20 protein-coding genes and 1 other annotated feature are annotated in these 24,609 nt (G+C 35.4%); of the genes, 3 read left to right on the forward strand and 17 right to left on the reverse strand.

Annotated features, from left to right (window positions below; genetic code table 11):
* Positions 1-5 precede the first annotated feature (5 nt).
* From DS745_RS19615 to sppA, 8 genes are all read right to left on the reverse strand, one after another.
* Positions 6-950 (reverse strand): 3'-5' exoribonuclease YhaM family protein, encoded by a 945-nt coding sequence (locus tag DS745_RS19615; RefSeq protein WP_338324556.1) that lies wholly within the window; start codon positions 948-950, stop codon positions 6-8.
* A gap of 106 nt (positions 951-1,056) precedes the next feature.
* Complete coding sequence (locus DS745_RS19620; RefSeq protein WP_129079903.1) at positions 1,057-2,244, reverse strand: acetate kinase; 1,188 nt, start codon at positions 2,242-2,244, stop codon at positions 1,057-1,059.
* 391 nt (positions 2,245-2,635) lie between these two features.
* Positions 2,636-3,622 (reverse strand): class I SAM-dependent methyltransferase, encoded by a 987-nt coding sequence (locus DS745_RS19625; RefSeq protein WP_241657869.1) that lies wholly within the window; start codon positions 3,620-3,622, stop codon positions 2,636-2,638.
* A gap of 79 nt (positions 3,623-3,701) precedes the next feature.
* On the reverse strand, positions 3,702-4,202 hold the full coding sequence (gene tpx / locus DS745_RS19630) for a thiol peroxidase (protein ID WP_129079905.1): 501 nt from the start codon (positions 4,200-4,202) through the stop codon (positions 3,702-3,704).
* A gap of 143 nt (positions 4,203-4,345) precedes the next feature.
* Entirely contained in the window at positions 4,346-4,819 is a 474-nt protein-coding gene (ytfJ, locus tag DS745_RS19635; protein WP_129079906.1) for a GerW family sporulation protein, read from the reverse strand.
* A gap of 12 nt (positions 4,820-4,831) precedes the next feature.
* Complete coding sequence (locus DS745_RS19640) at positions 4,832-5,509, reverse strand: DUF2953 domain-containing protein (protein ID WP_161568323.1); 678 nt, start codon at positions 5,507-5,509, stop codon at positions 4,832-4,834.
* 125 nt (positions 5,510-5,634) lie between these two features.
* Positions 5,635-6,093, reverse strand: a complete 459-nt coding sequence (locus DS745_RS19645; protein ID WP_241657870.1) for an RDD family protein — start codon at positions 6,091-6,093, stop codon at positions 5,635-5,637.
* A 12-nt stretch (positions 6,094-6,105) separates the two neighbouring features.
* Positions 6,106-7,110, reverse strand: coding sequence for a signal peptide peptidase SppA (gene sppA, locus DS745_RS19650; RefSeq protein WP_129079909.1), 1,005 nt, complete (start codon positions 7,108-7,110; stop codon positions 6,106-6,108).
* Between the two features lie 112 nt (positions 7,111-7,222).
* Between sppA and DS745_RS19655 the strand changes: the two genes are divergently transcribed.
* A complete protein-coding gene (locus tag DS745_RS19655) occupies positions 7,223-8,023 on the forward strand; it encodes an NAD kinase (RefSeq protein ID WP_129079910.1) in 801 nt (266 codons plus the stop codon).
* 154 nt (positions 8,024-8,177) lie between these two features.
* Here DS745_RS19655 and DS745_RS19660 read toward each other — a convergent pair whose 3' ends face one another.
* The 7 genes from DS745_RS19660 to DS745_RS25215 all read right to left on the reverse strand — a co-directional run bounded on the left by DS745_RS19660 (position 8,178) and on the right by DS745_RS25215 (position 16,770).
* Positions 8,178-8,390 (reverse strand): alpha/beta-type small acid-soluble spore protein, encoded by a 213-nt coding sequence (locus DS745_RS19660; protein WP_129079911.1) that lies wholly within the window; start codon positions 8,388-8,390, stop codon positions 8,178-8,180.
* A 92-nt stretch (positions 8,391-8,482) separates the two neighbouring features.
* Positions 8,483-9,688: a tRNA uracil 4-sulfurtransferase ThiI gene (gene thiI / locus DS745_RS19665; protein WP_129079912.1), complete on the reverse strand. Its 1,206-nt coding sequence runs from the start codon at positions 9,686-9,688 to the stop codon at positions 8,483-8,485.
* A 5-nt stretch (positions 9,689-9,693) separates the two neighbouring features.
* Positions 9,694-10,833, reverse strand: coding sequence for a cysteine desulfurase family protein (locus tag DS745_RS19670; protein ID WP_129079913.1), 1,140 nt, complete (start codon positions 10,831-10,833; stop codon positions 9,694-9,696).
* A 159-nt stretch (positions 10,834-10,992) separates the two neighbouring features.
* On the reverse strand, positions 10,993-11,322 hold the full coding sequence (locus DS745_RS19675; RefSeq protein ID WP_129079914.1) for a hypothetical protein: 330 nt from the start codon (positions 11,320-11,322) through the stop codon (positions 10,993-10,995).
* Between the two features lie 108 nt (positions 11,323-11,430).
* On the reverse strand, positions 11,431-13,128 hold the full coding sequence (gene ezrA / locus DS745_RS19680; RefSeq protein WP_161568324.1) for a septation ring formation regulator EzrA: 1,698 nt from the start codon (positions 13,126-13,128) through the stop codon (positions 11,431-11,433).
* 252 nt (positions 13,129-13,380) lie between these two features.
* Positions 13,381-14,001, reverse strand: a complete 621-nt coding sequence (gene refZ, locus DS745_RS19685; protein WP_241657871.1) for a forespore capture DNA-binding protein RefZ — start codon at positions 13,999-14,001, stop codon at positions 13,381-13,383.
* A 429-nt stretch (positions 14,002-14,430) separates the two neighbouring features.
* Positions 14,431-16,770 carry a sensor domain-containing diguanylate cyclase gene (locus DS745_RS25215; RefSeq protein WP_241657872.1) on the reverse strand — a complete coding sequence of 780 codons (2,340 nt, stop codon included), beginning with the start codon at positions 16,768-16,770 and terminating at the stop codon, positions 14,431-14,433.
* A gap of 485 nt (positions 16,771-17,255) precedes the next feature.
* Here DS745_RS25215 and rpsD point away from each other — a divergent pair, with 485 nt between their 5' ends.
* Positions 17,256-17,858 carry a 30S ribosomal protein S4 gene (gene rpsD, locus DS745_RS19695; protein WP_129079916.1) on the forward strand — a complete coding sequence of 201 codons (603 nt, stop codon included), beginning with the start codon at positions 17,256-17,258 and terminating at the stop codon, positions 17,856-17,858.
* A 134-nt stretch (positions 17,859-17,992) separates the two neighbouring features.
* Here rpsD and tyrS read toward each other — a convergent pair whose 3' ends face one another.
* On the reverse strand, positions 17,993-19,255 hold the full coding sequence (gene tyrS, locus DS745_RS19700; RefSeq protein WP_129079917.1) for a tyrosine--tRNA ligase: 1,263 nt from the start codon (positions 19,253-19,255) through the stop codon (positions 17,993-17,995).
* A gap of 240 nt (positions 19,256-19,495) precedes the next feature.
* Positions 19,496-19,762: a binding site (T-box leader), on the reverse strand.
* Between the two features lie 136 nt (positions 19,763-19,898).
* Here tyrS and DS745_RS19705 point away from each other — a divergent pair.
* Positions 19,899-22,802 carry a transglycosylase domain-containing protein gene (locus DS745_RS19705; RefSeq protein WP_129079918.1) on the forward strand — a complete coding sequence of 968 codons (2,904 nt, stop codon included), beginning with the start codon at positions 19,899-19,901 and terminating at the stop codon, positions 22,800-22,802.
* Between the two features lie 60 nt (positions 22,803-22,862).
* On the opposite strand, the gene acsA is transcribed toward DS745_RS19705, so the two are convergent.
* Positions 22,863-24,578, reverse strand: a complete 1,716-nt coding sequence (gene acsA / locus DS745_RS19710; protein ID WP_129079919.1) for an acetate--CoA ligase — start codon at positions 24,576-24,578, stop codon at positions 22,863-22,865.
* Positions 24,579-24,609: the final 31 nt, after the last annotated feature.

Below are 24,609 nucleotides of genomic sequence, written 5' to 3' on the forward strand. Positions count from 1 at the left end.
ACTCCTTAGCTATTTCTAATTTTCCGTTTGAACATTGGGGAATAAACCCATTCTTCTGAACTACCTGAAACTGTTTGCTTCATCGCATTCAATTTCGCATCAATTTGATCTAGATAGTGAAAGAAAATAGCTTCAGGTAACTTTCCTGAAATTGCACTTCCATAACCTAAATCAACATCACCGTGGTGTGAAAGAATACAGTGTTTAAGTGCCAGTAACTCTTCGTCTCGACTACTAATTCCTGCTTCAAGGGCCGCATCATTAATTAATTCAATCCCTAAGACAATATGTCCAATTAACTCCCCTTCAGTCGAGTATTCAGGAAAAATTGGATCGGTCAGTTCTTTCGTTTTACCGATATCATGTAAAATACACGTAGCAATTACTAAATCTTTATTTAACTGGGGATAAACAGGGAAAAGTTGACTAGCACTATTTAATAAGGTAACAATATGTTCAAGTAATCCCGCATAATATGAGTGGTGCATTTTCTTCTCGGCAGGTAAAGTAGTTATAGCTTCGCGAGTTTCCTTTGACATTAGAATTGTTTTCACTAGTTTATGTAAGGTAGGCGACTGAATTTCCTCAATCATCATTCTTAAATCTTGCCACAACTCTTCTCTTGGCACTTCAGCAGTTTGAACTAAAGCTTGCATATCGACATCGTCTTCAGGTAATGCTATACGAATTCTCTGAATAGATAACTGCTTTTGATTCCTGTAAATTGTTACAATGCCATCTACTTTCACCACTTTTTTTACCGTAATTGTACTTTTTTGCTCTTCGGTTACGTCCCAAAGTTTCGATCCAATCAGACCAGAACGATCCCCTAGCATAAGGTCAAAATATTCACTTCCATTTGTTGCAATACGGTGATTTAATTCTTTTACCAGAAGAAATCCGATAAATCGCTCACCCTCTATTGCGTCAGCAATATGTTTCACTACCATCACTCCACCTATATGTTGCTATTTATATTTTACTAAATATCTTTAAGGAACTGAAATGAAAAGACAACAAAAAAGCATCTACTTTCGCTTGTAGATGCTTTTAATCCTATTTGGTTAACCGTACAGTATCTCTTGCAATCATTACTTCTTCGTTCGTTGGGATAATCATGACTTTCACCGGTGAATGAGGATAGTTTAAGAATGCTTCTTTTCCCCGTACTTGGTTTAATGAAGGATCCCAATAAATACCCATAAACTCTAGACCCTTGAGAACACGCGCTCTAATAACATCACTGTTTTCACCAATACCTGCTGTAAATATAACTGCATCAACCCCATGCATTCTAGCTGCATAAGATCCAATATATTTATGAATTCTTGATGTAAATACTTCTAATGCCAATTCTGCTCGTTCATGCCCCTCTTCAGCTAGTTGCTCAATGTCACGAAGATCACTTGAAAAACCAGATAAGGCTAACATACCGCTTTTCTTATTTAATACATCTAAAACCTCTGTAGCTGATTTATTGGTTTTATCCATTATAAAAGGAATTAAAGCTGGGTCAATATTCCCTGAACGGGTTCCCATTGTTACCCCAGCTAAAGGAGTAAACCCCATCGATGTATCGATCGATTTACCACCTTCAATTGCTGCAATGGATGCACCATTACCTAGGTGACAAGAGATTAGACGTAATTGCTCAATCGGTCTTCCTAGTAACTCCGCCGCACGTTCAGAAACGTACTTATGAGAAGTTCCATGAAAACCATATTTGCGGATGCCAAATTTTTCATAGTATTCATATGGAAGACTGTATAAAAACGATTGCTCCGGCATTGTTTGATGGAAGGCCGTATCAAATACTGCTACTGCTGGTACTTTTGGGAGAACCTCCATAAATGACTTAATCCCAACAATGTTTGCTGGATTATGGAGAGGAGCTAATTCTGATACTTCGTCTATTCCTTTTAGTACTTCTTCAGTAATAACTACTGAATCGTTAAATTTTTCACCACCATGCACTACACGATGACCAATACCTTCTATTTCATCCAAAGAGCTAATTATACCAAGGCCTGTTAATTTTTCTAATAATATATTTACTGCTTCAGAATGATCTCCAATATCTCGTGTTTCTTTTTGTTTCTCACCATTTACATCTATTTGAAAAATAGAATCACCTAAGCCTATTCTCTCTACAATACCTTTCGTTACAACAGTTTCATTTGGCATGTCTAATAGTTGGAACTTTAATGACGAGCTACCAGCATTTATCGCCATGATTTTTGCCATTTACTACATCTCCTTCAAAGTTAAAAAAGTTTCAATTTAATTCCGGTTGTTTTACCTTTATTATTTAAACATTGTTACTATAAGAATTCAATACTTTTATAGAAAATAGGCGTAATATTTTGTAGTACAGTTTTATCTTTGTCATAAAATTTTCTTTATTATTATTGGTTAATTAGCCGTACCATAATGAAACTGTAACATACGGATAGTAAAGTCTGTGTTACTACTATTACAATAGTGGTAAACTTCTTTTAAACATTTATAATTAACTGTTATTAGCTTACCTGTCATCACTTGTTTTTATTAAGATAAAAAAAGGAAATGTATGAAAAGTGCTGCTGTATTAAAAATAAAAAAAGCTTTCACCTAAAAGGTTACTCACTCCTTATACCTATTTTATATAAGCATCTAACCAATTGTTCATACTTTTAATCATTTCACTTAAGGCTGTTTTATTAGAAAAAGACGGTAACTCTGCTAGTAAAGCCTGACTAGGAGCTTTTATACCATCAGCTTTTTTTCTCAGGATAAAGATGCTTTTTGCATGTTTTTCATCTTTAAACATTGACTTTGGTAATTGTAGCAATGAATAAATATAGGTACTCTCTTTAATATATGTATGAAGTTGTTGGGCTTGTTCAGACTCAAACAGAAAGTTAGGGATTAAGAAAAGTAAAAATCCTCCTTCCTTTGTGTAATTTATTGATTGCTCAATCATTAAATGGTGGGTAAAGGATAAACCTTCCTTGGCTTTTAGTTTATATCGATTTGAATTTTCTTTGTTAGGATAATGCCCAATTGGTAAATCAGCAACAACGATGTCAACAGGGTCAACCATTATATCCATTAATGCATCTTGATGAAAAAGTTCAACATTATGTTGTTGTAAATTCGCACTTACATAAGCCAATTGAAGTAAAGTTTCATCTGGTTCTATACCATAGCTAGAAATAGATTTTGTTGATTGATTTAAAATAGCTGTAAGGAGGTTTCCTGAACCAACTGCTGGATCAAGAATACGAAAATGTTCCATTTCCTCCGTTAATTTGTTTATTAAGTAACTAATAAAAAGTGCTACTGCGTCTGGTGTCATAGCATGGTTTGATTGAGTTGCTTCTTTCATACCTTTTAGGATGGCTAGTTGAAACGCCTTTCTAATTTGCTCTTTCGAAATTTTATTTAAGTCGATGTTTGATAAGGAGTTCTTGAATTTTTTGAGTGCTAATTCACTTAAGTGAAGATTAGTCTCCCCTTTAAACAACAATTCTCCTGTATGTATTAGAGCTTCTAAATATGTAAATTCAGTTTCATTTTGCAAAGCTTCTGCACTCTGGTCTATCCCTTTAAAAAAGTTTTCGAAATCTAACTTTTCTACCACTGTTTTGCTCTCCCTTCTCATTTCTTCCTACTATCATTATGATACAAAAAGCAGACGATAAACGTCTGCTTCATTAGATTTATACTAAAGCTTTTGCTGCCAATATAGCGGCTTCATAATTTGGATGATCAGTAGCTTCTGGTACGTATTCAGTATAGACAACTTTACCATCTGTATCTAATACGAATACTGATCTAGTAAGTAAGCGTAATTCTTCAATAGCTACTCCAAATGCTTTTCCAAAAGATAATTCACGATGGTCAGAGAGCGTTTGAACATTGTCAATTCCCGCAGCTCCACACCAACGCTTTTGGGCAAATGGAAGATCCACACTAATTGTTACAATACGAACTCCGGCTAGCTGAGCAGCCTCTTCATTGAAGCGACGAGTTTGTGCATCACAAACACCCGTATCAATTGATGGAATAACACTAATAACAGTTACATTTCCTTTTAGGTCCTCGACCGTAACTGGAGATAAATCATTAGCCAATACTGTAAACTCAGGAGCAACGTCTCCTACCTTAACTTCATTTCCTAATAATGTAATCGGATTTCCCTTAAATGTAACATTTGCCATTTTCATGTTCCTCCTCGGTAAATTAACATACATTGTTAATATAGTCGTTTCTCTAATTTTATTCAAGATATATGCTTTAAAGGAAAATTAATGTATGTAATGAGTAAGGGCTAGTTCCAAGGAACTAGCCCAACCGTTTTATTTTATAAATCTAATTTATCAGCTGTAATGTTTACCTCAGTCGTAGGTGTCTGACCTTGTTGATTTTGATTTTGATTTTGATTTTTATTTCCATTACCGTTTATCATTTGTTGAATTTTTTCTACAACTTGTGGTGCAAAATCCATAAGCTTCTCATAAAGATGTGTATTTTCATCTAAATGCACCATTTTAACCCCAGAAGCACTCACAATTAAAAATGCAATTGGTGTAATGGAAACACCTCCACCACTACCTCCACCAAATGGGTGTTCTTTTTCGCCTGTACCAGTTGTAGGTTTATCCATGACAAATTGACTACCACCAGCAGCGAAACCAAACCCTACTTTAGAGACCGGGATAATTACACTTCCATCTGGAGTTTCTACTGGATCACCTACGATTGTATTAACATCAACCATTTCCTTGAGGTTTTCCATTGCAGTTTTCATTAAACCTTGAATTGGATGTTCTGACATTTTTTTATCCTCCTAACCTGAAATTCCGTTCTGTTTGAAGATTTTTTCATCACTCGTAAACATCGGACGTTTCTTCCAATGTCTAACGATTTGTAAACCTGCGATTATAGCATACCCGAGCCTGAATGAAAAAATACACGCAAGCTCTGTATGCGAGGTTAATTTTTGAAAGTGTGGATGGACTTCAATAAGTGGTTCAACCTTAAGTCTCATATAATTTGAAATAATACCAAGAGTACTCCCCTTTATTCCCCATACCGCACCTATTAACGTCCCAGTCAATGCCGCATCTCCGAGTCCAAAGATACTTTTCCAAGTAAATGTTGTAATCGAAATCCTTTTAAAAAACCTTCTTACAATCGTATGAAAACCAATAACGTGTCTAAGAAAGTCCTTTGCTTTACGAAGATCACGTAAGATTATTTCAGGTGTAATTTTAGCTGTTTTCTCACTATCGCCTAGAGCAGAATGCTGTTCTTCTTTCACAATGATTGAAGTGGAATTTTCGTCAATTTTCAAAATAGGAATATTAATCCGATAGGAGGCCAAGCCAAAGAAGGTTGATATTTTTACCTTAAGCTCATCATTATCTTGATCATGAAAATAAGTAAGATTAACAGTAATCTTTGCAAAAGGAAGCAAAACGATAGATGAAACGATCGAAATTACTACCCACCAAATCCAATGCATGCTTAAATTCCTCCTTCTCCCAACCATTATCACCTTGTCTAGTTAAAATTAAACAAAAAATGTAGAAATTCTATCAGGAATGTTTATTTATCTAATAAAACATTCGAAATAGAAATTCTACACTTTTAGCTTTCATCGTGGATCACATAGGTTTCCCCTATTAAATCATGAATACCTTGCTTTTTCTTTTGAAACGCAACAATCCCATAGAGGGTATACGTTATTAAAAAGGCCTGTAAAATATATCTTCCAACAATTTCTCTAAAAATAAGCGAAGTCCAGGTAAGTGTATGTTCATTCTGACTAATAACTTTTAAACCCAAAACCCTTTTCCCGATTGTTTGACCCCATTTTTTAGTGAGGAGAAGGAAATATAGGAAAGTTACTACAGCCATAAGTATTACCTCAACATTAAAAAATGCCAATTCAACTTCTCTAAAATTACCTATAGCAGATAATGGAGTAATCAGAATGCCATTTATACTAGCTATAACAAGTAAATCTAATAAATACGCCCATAACCTCATCCAAAAACCAGCATAACGATATCCTTTATCGTCTTGGTTAATAAATTCTATCTCCACAAAACCCATCCCCTATTCCATATTGTATAAATACATTAAGTTTGGTGAATTTGAATATCGCAATAGTTGCTTTAATCCTAGAGGATCTTGTTGCTTTAACAAAAGGTTTTGTGTTGTCATAGTTAAGAAACCTGGAAAACTAAATGGAACCTCATATTTTATGACGTCGATTTCCCCTCTACCAATATCCTCTCGCAAAACATCTATAACATGGTCCATATTCCCGAGACCGTCAACTAAACCTAACTCAAGAGCTTGCTTACCAGAGTAAATTCTCCCGTCTGCTAATTCTAGGACCCTCGTACGATCCATATTTCGACCATTTGCAATTACATCCACAAACGACTGGTAGGAATCATCAATCACAGATTGTAATATAGCTCTTTCGGCATCTGTCATTTCACGCATTGGAGACATGATATCCTTGTGCACTCCACTTTTTATCGTCTCTTGCCTTACTCCATATTTCTCAGCTAATTCACTAACATTTAATGTTTGCATAATTACACCTAGTGAACCGGTAATGGTAGCTTCATGAGCAAATATTTTATCAGCAGGGGCTGCGATATAGTATCCTCCAGAAGCTGCAACGCTCGCCATCGAGATAAAAATTGGCTTTCGATACTCTTCTTGTACTTCCACAATTAGTTCATGAATTTCCGCACTTTCAACGACACCGCCACCAGGTGAATTTACTCTAATAATAATTCCTTCTACAGTTGGGTCTTCACTCGCGTGGCGAAGCATGGATAGAAATTGACGGTGATGATATGTAACTGATTCAAAGATGGATGGGGCGTCATACCCCTCTTGAATGACACCATTTACATATAAAACAACAATCTTTCCTTGACCATTTCCTTTTTCAATAGTTTTTTCAATCCATACATCTTCATCATCCATTGCAAATAAGCCTGTCCATTGGCCAGTTATACCAGAGGTTAGCACATTTACAGCCAATGATAAAAAAAATAATGAAAAAGCTAAACCTAATGCGATCCAACGTTTACTAGTCATATTCAACACTCCTTAAAAATTTAATAAAATAAACAAAGCAGGATTTTCCTAAAATAATAAAGAAATACTACTATATATACGATAATCGTCTATGCAAAAAGGAGAGAAACTCATGCCAACACGCAGAAATGTTTTTTTATTTTACAAACCAACAATGGAACTTGAAGAAAAAATAACTCCATTAAAAGCACTGGCAAAAGAGCACAATTTTCACATTGTCAATGACTATCGCCAAGCTAACATCATCGTTAGTATCGGTGGAGATGGAGCTTTCTTACAAGCACTCAGAAAAACAGAGTTTCAGGAAGATTGTCTCTATCTTGGAATAAATACCGGTGACCATTTAGGCTTTTATACGGACTTCTCTATAAATGACATTAATGCTATAACAGAAGCTATGAAAAACGAGCAAGTAGAAGTTCGTAAAAATCCTACAATTATGGTTAGTGTTAATGACGAAAAGCCCTTTTACTGCTTTAACGAGTGCTCCATTCGCTCAAATGTTATCCGCACCTTTGTTATTGATGTCTTTATTGATGATATGTACTTTGAAACATTCCGAGGTGATGGCTTAGTAGTATCAACACCAACTGGGAGTACAGCTTACAACAAATCACTAGGTGGCGCTATCGTTGACCCAAGACTCAAAGGAATACAATTGACCGAAATTGCTTCATTAAATAATAACGAATTTAGAACTTTAGGAGCACCACTCATTTTAAGTGGCGAAAGTACGTTAACATTAAAAGTTGTCCAAGACGGAAATGATTACCCAATCATTGGCGCTGATAATGAAGCATTAAGTATCCGTCACTGTCATGATATTAAAATTCAACTAGCAGAAAAGCAAATTAAGATGCTTAAACTTAAGGATAATTCATTCTTTCAAAGGGTTCAAAAAACCTTTTTATAATCTCCCCCCTTTACTATAGTTACAAAATTAGGATATTTTTGCAACTGATTTCCAAAAATTTCAACAGACCATTCGTGGTCTGTTGTTTTTTAATTTGTGCATAATACAAAAAGAGAGGTGACTCTCGTCACCTCTCACAGCCATTTTTATTTAATTATTGTTGGTAACCGCCGCCTAATTGTTGTTCAGCCATTTGAACTAGACGTTTAGTAATCTCACCACCAACTGAACCGTTAGCGCGAGCTGTTGCATCAGGACCAAGGTTAACACCAAACTCAGAAGCAATTTCATACTTCATTTGATCAAGAGCTTGTTGAACTCCTGGTACTAAAAGTTGGTTTGAGTTGTTGCTGTTGTTGTTTGCCATTGTGTCTCACCTCCCTTGTAAACATATGATGTGTACAAGAGAGCAAATCAATACTTTTTTTTTCTTGGTAATTGTTTCAAGTCAATTAAATTCTATAAAAGACCTTCAAAATCCTTATTTATTTCTTGCCCTGGAGTAATCTCCATACTTTCTAAGTTTGCTAAAGCTTCTTCAATTAGAGCATCTATCTCTAATTTTTCTTCAAATTTATTTGCTTTCTCTCGTAAAGGTTTTGTACTTGTCTCTGGTGGTAGGAAAATCGTACAGCAATCTTCATATGGCAATATCGATAAATCGAATGTACCAATCTTTTGAGCAACATCAATGACCTCTAGCTTATCCATTGTAACTAATGGTCGAATAACAGGCATATTCGTTACTTCATTAATCGTGTGCATACTGTGTAAAGTTTGACTTGCTACCTGACCTAGACTTTCGCCAGTTGTAATTGCTAAAGCCTTTTGTTTCAGAGCAATGCGCTCGCTAATTCTAAGCATAATTCGTCGCATAACCGTCATTGTGTAGTTTCCTGGAATCGACTTATGGATTTCCATTTGAATTTTTGTAAAAGGAACAACGTGTAGTTTAATCTTTCCACCGTATTCTGTTAACACCTTTGTTAAATCAATTACCTTTTGTTTGGCTCGTTCATTTGTGTAAGGCGGACTATGAAAATGAATAGCTTCGATCTTGACACCGCGTTTCATAGCTAAATAACCTGCTACAGGACTATCAATCCCTCCTGAAAGCATAAGGACAACTTTTCCTCCAGTTCCGACTGGCAGGCCTCCAGAACCTTGGTAAACAGCACATGTAATATATGTAGCCACTTCACGAACTTCAACTTTCACTTCAACATCAGGGTGATGAACATCAACTGTAAGTCCTTCGATGTTCTGTAGAATATAACTTCCAACTTCATAATTTAGCTGTTGTGAACCAATTGGAAAGCCTTTATTAGCACGTTTTGCTGATACTTTAAAGGTTTTTTTACCGTCTAATATTTCTGAAAGTGCTCGAAGGGCTCCATCTTGAATTTTTGTTAATTCATTTTCCACTTTTACAGCTAAACTAAACGAGTGAATGCCAAATATTTTTGAAAGTTTTTCTGCAATCTGTTCATGATCTTCACCATTCAATTGAATAAACATTCTTCCAAACGTCCGTTCAATTTTTGCATTTGGAAAGGACTTCAATGCCATTTTTATATTTTCTTGTAGTCTGCGTTCAAATTGAGATCTGTTTTTACCTTTTAAAGCTAATTCTGCATAGCGAATAACAATATGATTATAATTCATTTTCATTACCTCATTACTTCTTTTAATTGCGAAACAATACTTACTAACGTTCGAACAAACTCATTAATTTCTTCAATGGTATTATCAAAAGTAAAGCTTACCCTAATAGCACTTTTTGCGCGCTCTTCACCTAATCCAGAGACCATTAATATTCGACTAGGTTCAGCTAATTTTGAAGAGCAGGCTGATTTAGTCGAAACATAAATTTCTTTCTTGCTTAAGGCTTGAATGACAACCTCTGGTTTGATCCCAGGTAAAGAGAAATTAACAATATGAGGAGCACCATTTTTAGGGCTATTCAAGATTACAGCCTCAATTTTAACCAAATCGTTTAGTAGTTGCTCTCGAAGTTGGAATAAATGATTTTTATTCGCAACATATCTTTCCATAGAAAGTCTAAGTGCTTTTGCCAATGAAACATAACCAGGAATATTCTCTGTACCTGCACGTAAGTTATATTCTTGTACACCTCCGGTAAACAAAGAAAATAACCTTACCCCCTCCCTGACATATAAGACACCTGTGCCTTTTGGTCCATGGAATTTGTGACCCGAAATTGTACATAAATCAATATGACAATCTTTAAAGGAGATTGGTACTTTTGTCATCCCTTGAACATGGTCAACGTGAAAGTATATCTTTGGGTATCTTTTCAACAACTCACCAACCTCTTTAATAGGTTGAATGGAACCTAACTCATTATTCACATGGATCATTGACACTAGAATTGTATCATCCTTCAATGATTTTTTTAATTCTTCAATATTTACTTCTCCGGATTCATTTACATTAAGGTAGGTAACTTCAAAACCTAACTTTTCTAATTGTCCAAAGGCCTCATAATTAGACGCATGCTCCACATTAGTCGTAATTAAATGCTTTCCACGTCCCTGATGTTCAAGAGCTGTCCCTTTTATAGCTAAATTGTTTCCTTCTGTCCCACCTGAAGTAAACACGATCTCTTTTTTAGACACTTTAAGAAGTTTCGCTATTTGATCTCTAGCTTGGTCTAATAATACCTCTGCTTCTTTACCCAAGGTATGTAGGGAAGATGGATTTCCAAAATACATTTCTGAGACTTTCATATACGTATCAATTACTTCTTTATATGGCTTAGTTGTAGCACTGTTGTCCAAATAAATCATTGTATAACCCCTTTACACTTCCTTCGCATCTAAATATAATATCATATCTAAATTGTTAATAAAATACTATGATGGTGAACGTACCAATACTTTCTTAGTTTTCCCAAATCTCTTCATTTAAGTTAAACTAAAACATTGTAAAGAAAAAAAACCAACAAGCTAATGTTGGTCATTATGAGTAACAATTATTAATAAATCATCAATAGATATGACCCCGTTAGGAGCTATTTTTAACGCATCGGTTTTGGTGATACCGTAATGCATGAAAAGTGCAGCAATTGTGGTTGGCATTTCAGCAGCCTCATGATCGACAACCTCATCCCATGAAGTTTTTGTAAGAACTACTAATTCTTCACTCTGAATTACACTTTCGACCTCTTCTAATTTCGTATACTGTTGCTTATCAGCAAAAACAATAGACCAAATAACGATACCCCATACTGTTAGACATGCAAGTCCAGTTGACGAAAGCAAAACCCATTTTCCCAACCAACACACCTCAATTTCCTTTTCACCATTTTAGCCTCTTATCACATAGAACAGCAAGTATTTTCTTTCATTCCTTCTACATTTTAATAGAAAAGGCTTAGCTATTCGCTAAACCTTTTCTAATGTGTAGTTATTTATTTTTTCTAGTACTTGTGGTTCCAAATCTTCAATGACATTAAGAGCAATTTCTAGTGCCTCCTCGTATTGATAAAGGCGGAATATCTCTTCAGCTCTAAGTAATTCAACATGAACAAAGGTATTATTACTTCTAAATCGATTTCCGTACTGGATCACTCGCTCTGCAGTAAGTGCCATCTCAATAGTCTTAGAGATTACATCATACACATCGTTCACTGTATCTAAGGCTTGCTCCATTGCCTCATTGACATCATTCATGACAAGTGGAATAGTTTCCAACTTAGAATTCGCTAATTGTAAACTTATCTGTGCTTCATCCAATTTAATTAGGACATGCTCTGGCAATCCTGGAATATTACTCTTTTTAATTAACCTTTGTGCTTGCCGGACTTTAGCTCTTAATTCTGTCAACGTTTCATTTGCTTTTATTTCGTCACTACGTAAGGAATTTAACGTTTCGACACATTCATCTAAGATCTCTTTACGAGAGTTCAACTCAGCTTTAAATTCTTCAAGTAATACTTTTATGGCTAGGTTTGATTGTTTATCATTTGCCACCACATCTTCAATGACACTTAGTTTATACACAAGTTCCTTAATTTGCTTTTCAAGTTTCAGATGTGTCTTGATTTCTTCTTCGGGAATTCTGTAACTCAACTTTATCGTCTCAACATCAGCCTTTAAATCATAGAAACCTTTTCTTAATTGTTCTAATTCTTCTCTAACCTCAGGTAGTTCATAGGTTACGTATTGCTTAGCCAAGACTTCTTGTTCAAGAGTTTCATAAACAGTATCAATCTCTTTATAAATATCGTGAACTGCATTGGCAGCATCTTCAATATTTCCTTCCTCAAGTAGAGGTAGCAACTTATGTAAATGATTTTTCATTTCTTGAAGATCTTGCTTAAATGAGAAATGCTCAATTACATAACCATCTTCGTCCATCTCTCTAATTCCTTGAAAGATTTCGTCTAACTGAGAAGGTATTTCTGTTTCAATTTGAACTAAGATTTTAGGAACCTCATCCATTTTCCACTTTTCTATATCTATTTCTTCTTTCATCATTAATAGAATTTCTCTAGCCTCAAAGTAGTTCCCTTCTTTTGTGGCTGCCTCGTATTTAAGGAAAGACTGATCAATGAGTTCTAATCTTTGTTCAAAAGCATAAGCGGTAGTTCCTAAGATATTAAGATTTTGTTTATAATACTTCTTTACATCCTTAAAATGTTTACGGATGTCATCAATTTGTTTACGATTATCTTCTTCACTATTTATTAACAAGTTCACGTCGTCTAACATAGATTGGATACTCTCTTCAATATCCTTTAGTTCCCTCGCTATATTCTCAGACATATTTTTTGCTTTGACAAATCGGTATTTGTTTGCAGCTTCTTCTACATCAAAAAGACGTTCTTCTATGTCTGGGAGCTTTAGTGTAAGAATTTCATCCCACTCGTTCCGCCAACTTTCAAATTTCTTTTCTGTTTCACCAGACATATTTAACCCTTTAATTTTTGCAATTTCATCGGTGACCGGTTTATTCATTATTTTTATTTTCCAACCTTCCAAGCGGTCAACCTCTTTGTAAACTCTTTTTCTTGAAACAGCTCCGTATATGATAATAGTTATGATAACTATTAAAATTGCATAAATAAAATATTGCAGCATTCTTAAGCCTCCATCAACCATTGTTGTTTATGTAATATTCACTAGAAAATTAGATTTTATTTTGTCTTTATCATTAAATTATAAAAATCGATAAATTTCGATATTAACATGATACCATGAATAACAATTTTTGACTTATTTTTTTCAAAGTTTTTCTTAATTTGAACAAAAAAAATTTCATCCTCTTTCTATACGAACTACGCATGAAAAAGAATGAACCCAATTAATTGTTTTTTAGAAGATTGTATGTTTTTAGACAAGGACAGACTTATATAAAAATTCATTAAGCCACTTTTCAATATGACTATAATATTTTTGGCTAAAGTACGTTTCATGTGGATTGAGATGGTAGACTTCACGGATATATTGTGGTTGTGAATACGGCATAGTTACAAGCGCTCGGATTTGTATTGAGGCAAAATCACTAGCAACAGGTCGAAACTCCTTTTGTTTTACTCCTGCTTCAATTATATTTTTCATAAAATGTTTTTCTTTCATAAAGTAAGTCATCATTAGTTCCCTGACTAATGTAGAATCTAATGTTACTTCACGATGCACAAATCTTGCTAGATGATGGTTTTGTTGTTGGTACTTTAATAAGTTTTCTACAACATAAGATAAACAGTCTTTTGCAGTTGAGTTTGCTAGATCACGGTAGCCCTTTTCAGTTATGTTTGTATACTCCTCTAAAAAGTCAATCATTAGCCTTTCCATAAGACCCTGTTTGTTACCAAAGTAATATGAAATGAGGGCAACGTTAACTCCAGCCTTTTCTGCAATTGCTCGTATTGAGGTACCACTATACCCTTTCACGTTAAATAGTGATACTGCCGCTTCCATCACTCTTCGTTTCGTATTCTCACCCTTTTCCACGATACTCACCTCTTATCCATGATATATGTTGTGTTTACGATTTTTTTTGTTACTATAACTTTTCAAAAAAAGTTGGATAAGTCCTGCTATTTCTTATCGACAATAAGACAAGATGTTTCTACATATAGTGATACTTTTAGTTGTCAAACCACTTTTTTCTGCAAAAAAACATTGAAAAAGTCGAAAACAGGGGGCATTAGAAGAATTTATCCTAATGCCCCCTGTCATTTTATAAGGCTGTTTTCGCAAAGTTTGTTTCTTTCGTAAAAATCCCAAATGCCGGATTTTTACACAAATCACTAAGAATTTACCACTAATTTAGTAAGTACTGCTCTTTTCTTACATAATTTATTGGATGATATCTTCCTCTAGATTATTTTTCCGATTATTTTAGGATAAAAAAGCCACAATGTTTACGAAAAGAGCCTTTTATAAATAACATGTGTCCTTATCAAAACTAACAATAACATTTTTTCCAGTACGTTTTGCAGAGTATAAGGCTTTATCAGCATTATTAAATAGTGTTTTAAGTGATTTATCCAAATTGGACTGCTTCCAATGTGAGATCCCACAAGAGATTGTAACTGGTGGTGAGGTTTCTCGAGAGACCTTTTTGCGGATGCGCTCTGCCACAATTGCTCCAACCTCAAGATCTACTTTTGGTAAATAAACTGCCAGTTCCTCTCCACCCCATCTAGCTGCAATATCCGTATTTTTTATATTTTGCTTCAATATATTAGCAACTTGAATAATAATATCGTCCCCTACTTGGTGACCATATACATCATTTATTTGTTTAAAATCATCAATGTCAAATAATAAAAAACACCCATAAGCATCTTTTTCCATAGACACTTGTACTTTTTCGTCTAAAAAGTTCCTAGCATAAAGTCTAGTAAGGTGATCAGTGATCACTAAAGTTTCTAATTCTTCGTGGAGCATGGAATTTGTAAAGGCTAATGTAGAGTGATGGATTAGAGATTGAAGTAACTTAAACTGATTAAATGAAAAATGATAAGCATACTCATGAACGATAAATACAGCTCCTATTATTTTACCACTTTGTACCATTGGTACCCCTATAAAGGACCGTAGTGGCTTTAATAAATATGGAAATTCTGATGATAAATCTCCAATGAACAAAGGATCCTGATTATTTTTAATTCGCCGACAAATCGTTACAATTTCAGATAAATTAGAGTCTTTGAGAAAGTAATTTGAACTCCCTTCAATCACTTCAAATTCACCATTGGGACGAAATAGAAAGAAGCCTATTTCCTGTGCATCAAAAGACATTTTTATTTGATTTTTCATATAACTAATCGTTTCTGATAATCTTAAATTTGAATTTAATTCATGAGATGTGCGGTTTATTAGTTGTAGATCTTCTACAAGTTGCCTCGATTGCTGATATAGTTCAGCATTTTCAATTGCATTTCCGCCAGTGTCTGCTAAAACTTCAATAAAATCTATTTCATGTTGTGGGAATACGAAAGAATTACTTGCCATGATCTTTAACACCCCATAAACGCCTTGTTTTCCACGTAAAGGGGCATAAAGAACAGATTTTCTATCTAAAATGATATCCTCTATCTGAATTTTACCTGTTAGATAGGCGTTAGTTGCTACTTCATTTGATTTGTCTTTTCCATAGCTTAGCTGCATAATTGGGAGTTCATCACTTACTTCCCATTCATGAGAAAGTAGTAGATAAACATCAAAACTCGGAAATACCTGTTTTAAAGCATCTATAATGTCGCTTAAAATTGCACTTACATCCATTGATGAATGAAATTTTTTAGTTACATTTAATAATAGATCTTTTCGTTTTTGTGAATTTAAAACCAGTTCATAATTATACAATTTATAGATAATACCCATTCCATCGACTAGTAAGTCTATCAGATGAGTTTCTAAATACGAACTTATCCTCTCTTGATTAACTCCATAAACAAGAGCAGAGAATAGTTTTCCTTCTTTTACTAGAGGAATGAATGCATAGTCTTCATACAATTCATTTAAGGCTGTAACTCCCATTTGGAGAGGATGATTTCTTACTAGTATCAAATCTTCGTCAACCTTTAACATGTTTAGTGCATTACTAACGTCACTTACTGTTAGTGGATGCTCTTCTATCATTTCTTTTAAACCACCACTATTATCTGTTGAATAGCGTGGAATGAACCTATCCTCAATATGATTTACTAGCAAAAACGTAAACTCACCAATACCAACAAACTCTTTTATTTTTTCTAAAAAAACAGTTATAAAAACGTCAACGTTTTCGGTGTACTCAGTCTCTTTTAAAACCGTAGATAACAGTTGTTCACTGCTTTCTTTCTTCTGTAGCAGCAATAACTTTTGCTTTGTTTCTAATAAATGAGCGGTCATGAGAAGAGTTTGTTTAAAACACAATAGGAAAGTTCGAAGTGATTCATTATTTGCATCAACTACATCTACTATTACACCTAAAAAACCATCCCAAGTCTTGTCATTTTGTGGCAAAATCAATGAAATTACATCAACATGGTAACGGCTTGTAACAACAACCGGAAACTGACCTTTCGTCAGAAAACTCGGCATGCCTTCCTCAACTACTTTAGGAAATCCCGGGGTAGTTTTGTTTGTTACAACGACCTGTCCATTTTCATTAGCCAAAAAGAAGATAGCTGAAGGAATTGTTTTTTGAATTTCATTATCTAGGGCCAATGTAGCCTGGAATATTTCAGATAGATTGACGGGACTATTTTTGTTTCTCTCTATTTTCATGAGCTCACCACCGTTCGCTGAGAATTGATATTGACTTCTTAATTATAGAATATATAGTTATTATTTACTATAATAAACTAAAATTTAACAATTACTGAACTTGAATTTAGTTATTTTATACTAGAGTAGTCATACTTGGTATACTAACAGTTTCTCATGAAATTGCTATTTTTTAGTACTATAAATTTGACTATTTTGCTAACACACCTATGTTAATTTCTCCCGGTATTCTAATCAGCTCTTGACTTTCTATTAGCTAGAACATATACTATTCTTTGTGTAAAATATGACAGCCAAGGTAAACTTCAAATGACCTCTTCTTATTTTATACCTCATTAACTGCGGCTGAAAAGTTTTAATGAGGTGCATTGTGTAACTTCCAGCTGTCGAAGCGAAAGTGCATGAATATAAAATGAGCTTTTGAAGGGATTACTAAGAACTGTTGTTATTTTATCAATATTAAAATAACAAAGGAGGAGTCATTCATGGCTCGTTATACAGGTCCATCTTGGAAATTATCTCGTCGCTTAGGAATTTCATTAAGCGGAACAGGAAAAGAATTACAAAAACGCCCTTACGCACCGGGACAACACGGTCCTAACCAAAGAAAGAAATTATCTGAATATGGTGTTCAGTTACAAGAAAAGCAAAAACTTCGTCATATGTACGGTGTAAATGAGCGTCAATTCCGTCGTATCTTTGATGATGCTGGTAAAATGGCTGGTATCCAAGGTGAGAACTTCATGATCTTACTTGAGTCTCGTTTAGATAACTTAGTATACAGAATGGGATTAGCTCGTACACGTCGTGGAGCTCGTCAATTAGTTAACCATGGCCACGTGATGGTTGATGGTAAACGCGTTGATATCCCATCATACCGCGTTAGACCAGGTCAAACAATTAGCGTTCGTGAGAAATCATTAAACCTTTCTGTAGTTAAAGAAGCTGTAGAAGTGAACAACTTCGTACCTGCTTACCTTGACTTCAATGAAGACAAACTAGAAGCTACATTCACTCGCTTACCAGAGCGTTCTGAATTACCTGCTGAAGTTACTGAGCAACTTATCGTTGAGTTCTACTCTCGTTAAGATGTTGTTAATAAAAAACCACGCCTTTGCGTGGTTTTTTTATTTTATCGTATTTTCTGGAAAATGCAGAGAGAGTAGCTTCCTTAGTGTCCAAACAAAAGTAGTAAATGGCAAGCTAGGCTTGCCATTTACTATTAAGAGCTGTATTTAATTAAGTAATATTTCTTCTTTCCTCGACGGATAATTGTAAACTGTCCCTCAATTCGATCTTCCTTACTAATAACCTTCTCTAAGTCAGTCACACGATCTCCATTTACATAGATAGCACCATTTTGGATATCTTCTCTACCTTGACGCTTTGAAGGAGCAATTTTGGAAGCAATTAATAAATCAAGTAACCCAATTTCCTCTTCTTCACATACGTATGAAGGAACATCTTTAAAACCTTGCTTAATTTCCGCTGCACTTAAGCTAGCAATTTCACCACTAAACAACGCTTCTGAGATTCTAATTGCCTGTTTTAGAGCTTCCTCACCGTGAACAAGTTTTGTTACTTCCTCTGCTAACTTACGGTGCGCACTTCGCTTCTCTGGAGCAGTAGCGACTTCCTCAGTTAATGCATTAATTTCTTCGTGAGTTAAAAATGTAAAATACTTAATAAACTTGATTACATCGCGATCATCGGTATTAATAAAGAATTGGTACAATTCGTATGGAGAAGTTTTTTCTGCATCTAACCAAATCGCTCCACCTTCAGTTTTACCAAATTTAGTCCCATCACTTTTTGTCACTAATGGAATTGTAAAACCATAAGCTTTCTCCTGCTCATCAGTAGATTTCCGAATTAATTCTAGACCAGCCGTTATGTTCCCCCACTGATCACTTCCACCAATTTGCAGTCGGCAGTTTTCCTGTTCAAATAATTTTAAAAAGTCATACGATTGTAAAATCATGTAACTAAATTCAGTAAAAGAAATTCCTGATTGAATGCGTGATTCTACCGAATCTTTTGCTAACATATAGTTGATCCCAAAATTTTTCCCTACATCCCTTAAAAAGGAAATAACATCTAGATTTCCAATCCAATCATAATTATTGACTATTTTCGCTTGATTTTCACCTTCAAAATCTAAAAATTGCGATAGTTGTTCTTTAATACGGTTACTGAATTGAACTACAATCTCTTTTTCATTAAGTGTTCTTTCAGCTTTCTTTCCACTTGGGTCACCAATTAAGCCTGTTGCTCCCCCAACAAGAGCAAGGGGCTTATGACCAGCTAATTGAAAACGACGTAATGTTAGTACTGTTAGTAGATGGCCAATATGCAGACTATCCGCAGTTGGATCAAACCCACAGTACAAAGTTATTTTCCCTTCTTCCAACTGCTTTGTTAACCCTTCTAAATCTGTTACTTGATTAACTAACCCACGATATTCTAAATCCTTTAACAAATCCATTTTCTTTCTCTCCTTCTTAGTTAGAATACATCTACCTAGACTTCTTTCTAAAAGGCTGTTTTCGCAAAGTTTGTTGCTTAAAAATACTAAGAATTAACAACTAATTTAGTTAGTATTGCTCTTTTCTTACATAATTTATTGGCTGATATCTTCATCTAGGGTATTTATCCGATTAATTTAGGGAAAAAGCCACAATGTTTACGAAAAGAGCCTTCTAAAAATAGAAAAAGCCCATCCCAAAAAAGGGACGAGCTATTTAGTCGCGGTACCACCCTTGTTGAAAGTAATTATTACCTTCCACTTCGGTAAAAATAACGGTTTAATCCGTCCTTTACTACTTAACGTAAAACACTGTTCGCAAAGGAAGCTCTTGGAAGTAATTCATAAGCAAGTTTGTACTGGTTTGCACCTTCCACCAGCTCTCTAACAAGTTGTTCCAAATCAATTGTCTGGAACAATACTTTAACAGGGATTTGCCTACTACTGTTGTCCATTCATAGCTTTTACATATTGAATGTATTATTGCTATATTTTTATCAAATATATACCATATTGTCAATGTTTACTTTTTCAGCTGGCTTCATATCCAACAAACGACAATATATGATATAATATTTTGTGAACATTTAGGAGGTATTAATCCATGGATAATAAACGTTCTGATAGACGATTCTCAATACAATCTATCGTAAATTTTTTAAATGGCAAAAAGATTTTTAAAAGCTTTAGAATAACCTATCAAGTAGTATGGAATTTATTATTAATCTTTTTTGTTGGGGTTATTTCACTAATGCTTTTTGTAGGCGGAGCAGGTGCCGGTTTCTTTGCCTCACTGGTTATGAACGAGCCAATTCGAAACAAAGAAGAAATGAGAATGGATATCTATAACTATGAAGAAATTACTGAAATATACTTTGCTAATGATGTTTATTTAGGTGACCTACCATCTGAATTAGAGCGAAGAGAAATTGACATTAAAGACGTATCAGAACACCTTATTAATGCATTTATTGCAACTGAGGATGAATACTTCTTTGAACATGATGGAATTGTCCCTAAAGCTATTTTACGAGCTACTTATCAAGAGTTCTCTAACTCCTCTATTCAAACTGGGGGAAGTACACTAACACAACAATTAATTAAAAACCAAATATTAACAAATGAAGTATCCTTTGAAAGAAAAGCAAAAGAAATTCTTTTGGCCATGCGTCTTGAAAATTTCTTTGAGAAAGATGAAATCTTGGCTGCATACTTAAACGTTGTTCCATTTGGTAGGAACGCAAATGGTAGAAATATTGCAGGTATCCAAGCAGCCGCTCAAGGTATTTTTGGTGTAGATGCAAGTGATTTATCTATACCACAAGCAGCCTATATCGCCGGTTTGCCACAAAGTCCATTTGGGTATACCCCATTTTTATCTCAAGGACGTGGAGTTAAGGAAAATCTTGAACCATCTTTAAACAGAATGAGGACTGTATTAACAAGGATGAGAGATAAAGGTTATATTACGGAAAGAGAATTTGATGCTGCCCTAAAATATGATATTCGTGCAAATTTAACTGACCCGACACCAACTACTCTCTCTGAATATCCATTCTTATTACAAGAAGTGGAACGAAGAGCTATTGAGATCTTTTCTATGCAGATGATGGAAAAAGACGGAGTAATATTAGAAGATATTGAAGAACGCGAAGAACGAATCGCACTAGCTGGTAAATATCGCGAGCAAGCTCGTCGTGATTTACGTCGAAACGGCTATCAAATTTACACAACTGTTAATAAAGACATCTATGATGCACACCAACAAGCTATAAAGGATAGTAGTTTATTTGGTGGAGTAAATGATTTAGGTGAACCTGAAGAAGTTGGTGCAATTCTTCTTGATAACAAATCAGGGGCGATTATCTCTTTCGTTGGTGGACGTGACCATAGCCGTGAGAGCACCAATCATGCTACACAAGCATATCGTCAAAACGGTTCGACAATGAAACCACTTCTTGCATATGCTCCAGCTATGGAATTAGGTTTATTACAACCTGGATATATCCTAGCTGATACAACAATGTACTATAAAAATGAACCAGAAAAGGAAATTACGAACTTTGGTAATAATCACCTTGGTTTGATGACAGCTCGTGAGGCACTTCAACGTTCCAGAAACGTTCCTGCTGTTAAAGCTTTTAACCGTGTTCCGCATGATTACGCTAGAGAAACACTCGAAAAAGTGGGAATTAACAATCTCATCAAAGGTGAGCCTTTTGAACCAACAGCAATCGGTGGTTTACATTTAGGGGTTACCGTAGAACAGAACACAAATGCCTATACAGTGTTTGCGAATGAAGGCAAATTTATAAAATCTTATATGATAGACAAAATTGTATCAAAGGATGGAAAACTTGTTTACCAACACGAGCATCAGGAGAGCGAAATATTTTCTCCACAAACGGCATATCTTACTTTAGATATGCTAAGAGATGTACATGTTCCACCTGGAACAGCACCTGGCTTACCTGGTATGCTAAACTTCAAAACTGACTTAGCAGGTAAAACTGGAACGACGAATAGTGCGTACGATTCTTGGTATGTAGGCTTTAATCCAAACTTTACGATGGGTGTCTGGATTGGATACGATACAAATCGCCCATTAAAAGGAAGAACTGGACCAAGAACTCAGAAAATCTGGGCAACTCTAGCAAATGCTGCCTACGATGTGGATCCAGATTATATCTCACCAACTGAAGGTTTTAAAATGCCTAGTGGGATAGTCAGCCAAATGTTTTGTGGAATTTCTGGATTGCTTCCATCTGAATTATGTCATGAAGCAGGACTTGTAAAAACTGACTTGTTCAATGTAAAATATGTTCCTACAGCAAACGATGATAGCCTTGAAAGAGTAAGATTTGTGATGCTCCAAGGTGAACCATACCGTGCACTTGAGAGTACACCAGAAGAGTTTACTCAATCTGGAATAACGATTAAAAACGAATACTTTGAAGATGAGAGTATCTTAGAATTTATCCCGATTGATTGGGAACGTATTATTCCTGATCGATTTGCAGAGGACAACGGGAAAACTCCTGGACCAATATCCACGGTTTGGGTAGATGGTGATACACTCCTCTGGAGTGCTCACGACGATGAGGATATTGTAGGATATCGAGTATACCGTGCTGCAAGCGGCAGCGACTCATTTGCAGTTGCTAATATAGTTAGGTCTGATCAAGAGCTTCAAATGAAGCTTAATACAGGGTCATTTACCTATAAAGTGACTGCAGTTGACGTATTAGGTAGAGAGTCTTCAGGTTCTCAGGTTGTCTATACCGGAAACTCGCTAGATGCTCCTGGTGATGACGATTTCGATGACCCATCTAATGAAGATGGTCCTAGAGATAGAGATAAAAATAAACCTCCAAAGCCACCTGGTGATGGTGATGGTGATGACGACGACGATGATAATGGCGTAATTCCAGATCCATTAGATGAGCTTACCTATAACCACTCTATAAAGAAATTCTTTCGAAATCTACTCGTTAGTTTTCGAATATAAAAAAGAAAAGAAAGTGCATGGTTTCCTTTTATGAGGACCATGCACTTTCTTTTTAACCGTTTAATCTTCCATTGTAGAAAGATCTCCTGTAGGTAAATCTAGCTCCCACGCCTTTAATACCCTTCTCATAATCTTACCACTTCTTGTTTTTGGCAACTTATCACGGAATTCAATTTGTCTAGGTGCTGAATGAGCAGAAAGCTCCCGCTTAACAAATAGGGTGATTTCTTCTTTTAGTTCATCACTTTGTTCATAGCCTTCTCTAAGCGAAATAAAGGCCTTAATAATTGTGCCACGAATAGGATCAGGGATGCCAATTACTCCTGCTTCAGCAACTGCCGGATGTTCAACCAGTTTGCTCTCCACTTCAAATGGACCAACTCTCTCCCCAGAAGTATTAATGACATCATCAATTCTTCCTTGGAACCAGAAATAACCTTCTTCGTCCATGTAAGCAGAATCTCCTGAAATATACCAACCATTATGAGTAAAGTATTCTTTATACTTTTCAGGATTATTCCAGATCGCACGCATCATTGATGGCCAACCTTTCTTCAAAGCTAGGTTCCCCATTCGATTAGGTGGTAGAACGTTACCCTGATCATCAATAATAGCTGCTTCAACTCCTGGAATTGGCTTACCCATTGAACCAGGCTTTATCCCTAATGATGGGTAGTTACAAATCATCATCGAACCGGTTTCAGTCATCCACCAAGTATCATGAATTCGTAAATGGAACACTTTTACTCCCCACTTAACGACTTCAGGATTTAGCGGCTCACCAACACTAAGAATATGGCGTAATGAGGTTAAGTCAAAACGATTAACTAATTCTTCTCCTATGCCCATTAGCATCCTAAATGCAGTCGGTGCACTATACCAAACGGTAACTCCATACTCTTCTATGGTCTTATACCAATCTTCGGGGTTAAAACGTCCACCGCGAACGACATTAGAAACACCATGAAGCCATGGTCCAAATACTCCATAGACAGTTCCAGTAACCCAGCCAGGATCAGCTGTACACCAATAAATATCATCATCTTTTAAATCGAGTACCCATTTTGCTGTCTGGTACTGCTGTATCATTGCGTTATGTGCATGCATGACTCCTTTAGGCTTTCCAGTTGAGCCTGATGTATAATGAAGAAGCATCCCATCTTCACGGTCAACCCATTCAATTTCTAATTTTTTACTCGCCTGTTCAAATAATGGTTTAAAATTAACCACTTTGTCATTTTCACTTACTTCATCACCAATTAATACGATCTTCTTAAGGTTGGGTAAATTATCTTTAGCAACACGCTCCACTAAATCTGGTGTCGTAACCAAAACTTTTGCAGCGCTATCATTTAAACGGTCAAAAATAGCCGCTTCCATAAATGCTTCGAAAAGTGGCCCAACTATAGCACCTAATTTAATTGCTCCTAGCAAACAAAAATATAGTTCAGGAGACCTTGGCATAAAAATAAAGACTCGGTCACCTTTCTCAACTCCAAGTTGCTTTAGAACATTACCTGCTTTATTTGTATTTTCCATCATTTCTTTAAACGTATATTTCTCACGTCTAAAATCATCTTTATAGTAGAGGGCAACTTGATTTTTCTTGACACCTTGAGCATGACGGTCAATTGCTTCAAATGCTATATTCATCTTCCCAGTCTTATACCAAGAAAATTGTTCCTCAACTTGACTCCAATCAAAGCTTTCCACAACTGTTTCATAATCTTCTAAATGAAAGTCTCCTTTTACAGCAGGAATTATTGGCATTTTCATATATTTCCCCCTCTATACTTATGTTCTATAA

The organism is Anaerobacillus alkaliphilus (assembly GCF_004116265.1).
GTDB lineage: Bacteria > Bacillota > Bacilli > Bacillales > Anaerobacillaceae > Anaerobacillus > Anaerobacillus alkaliphilus.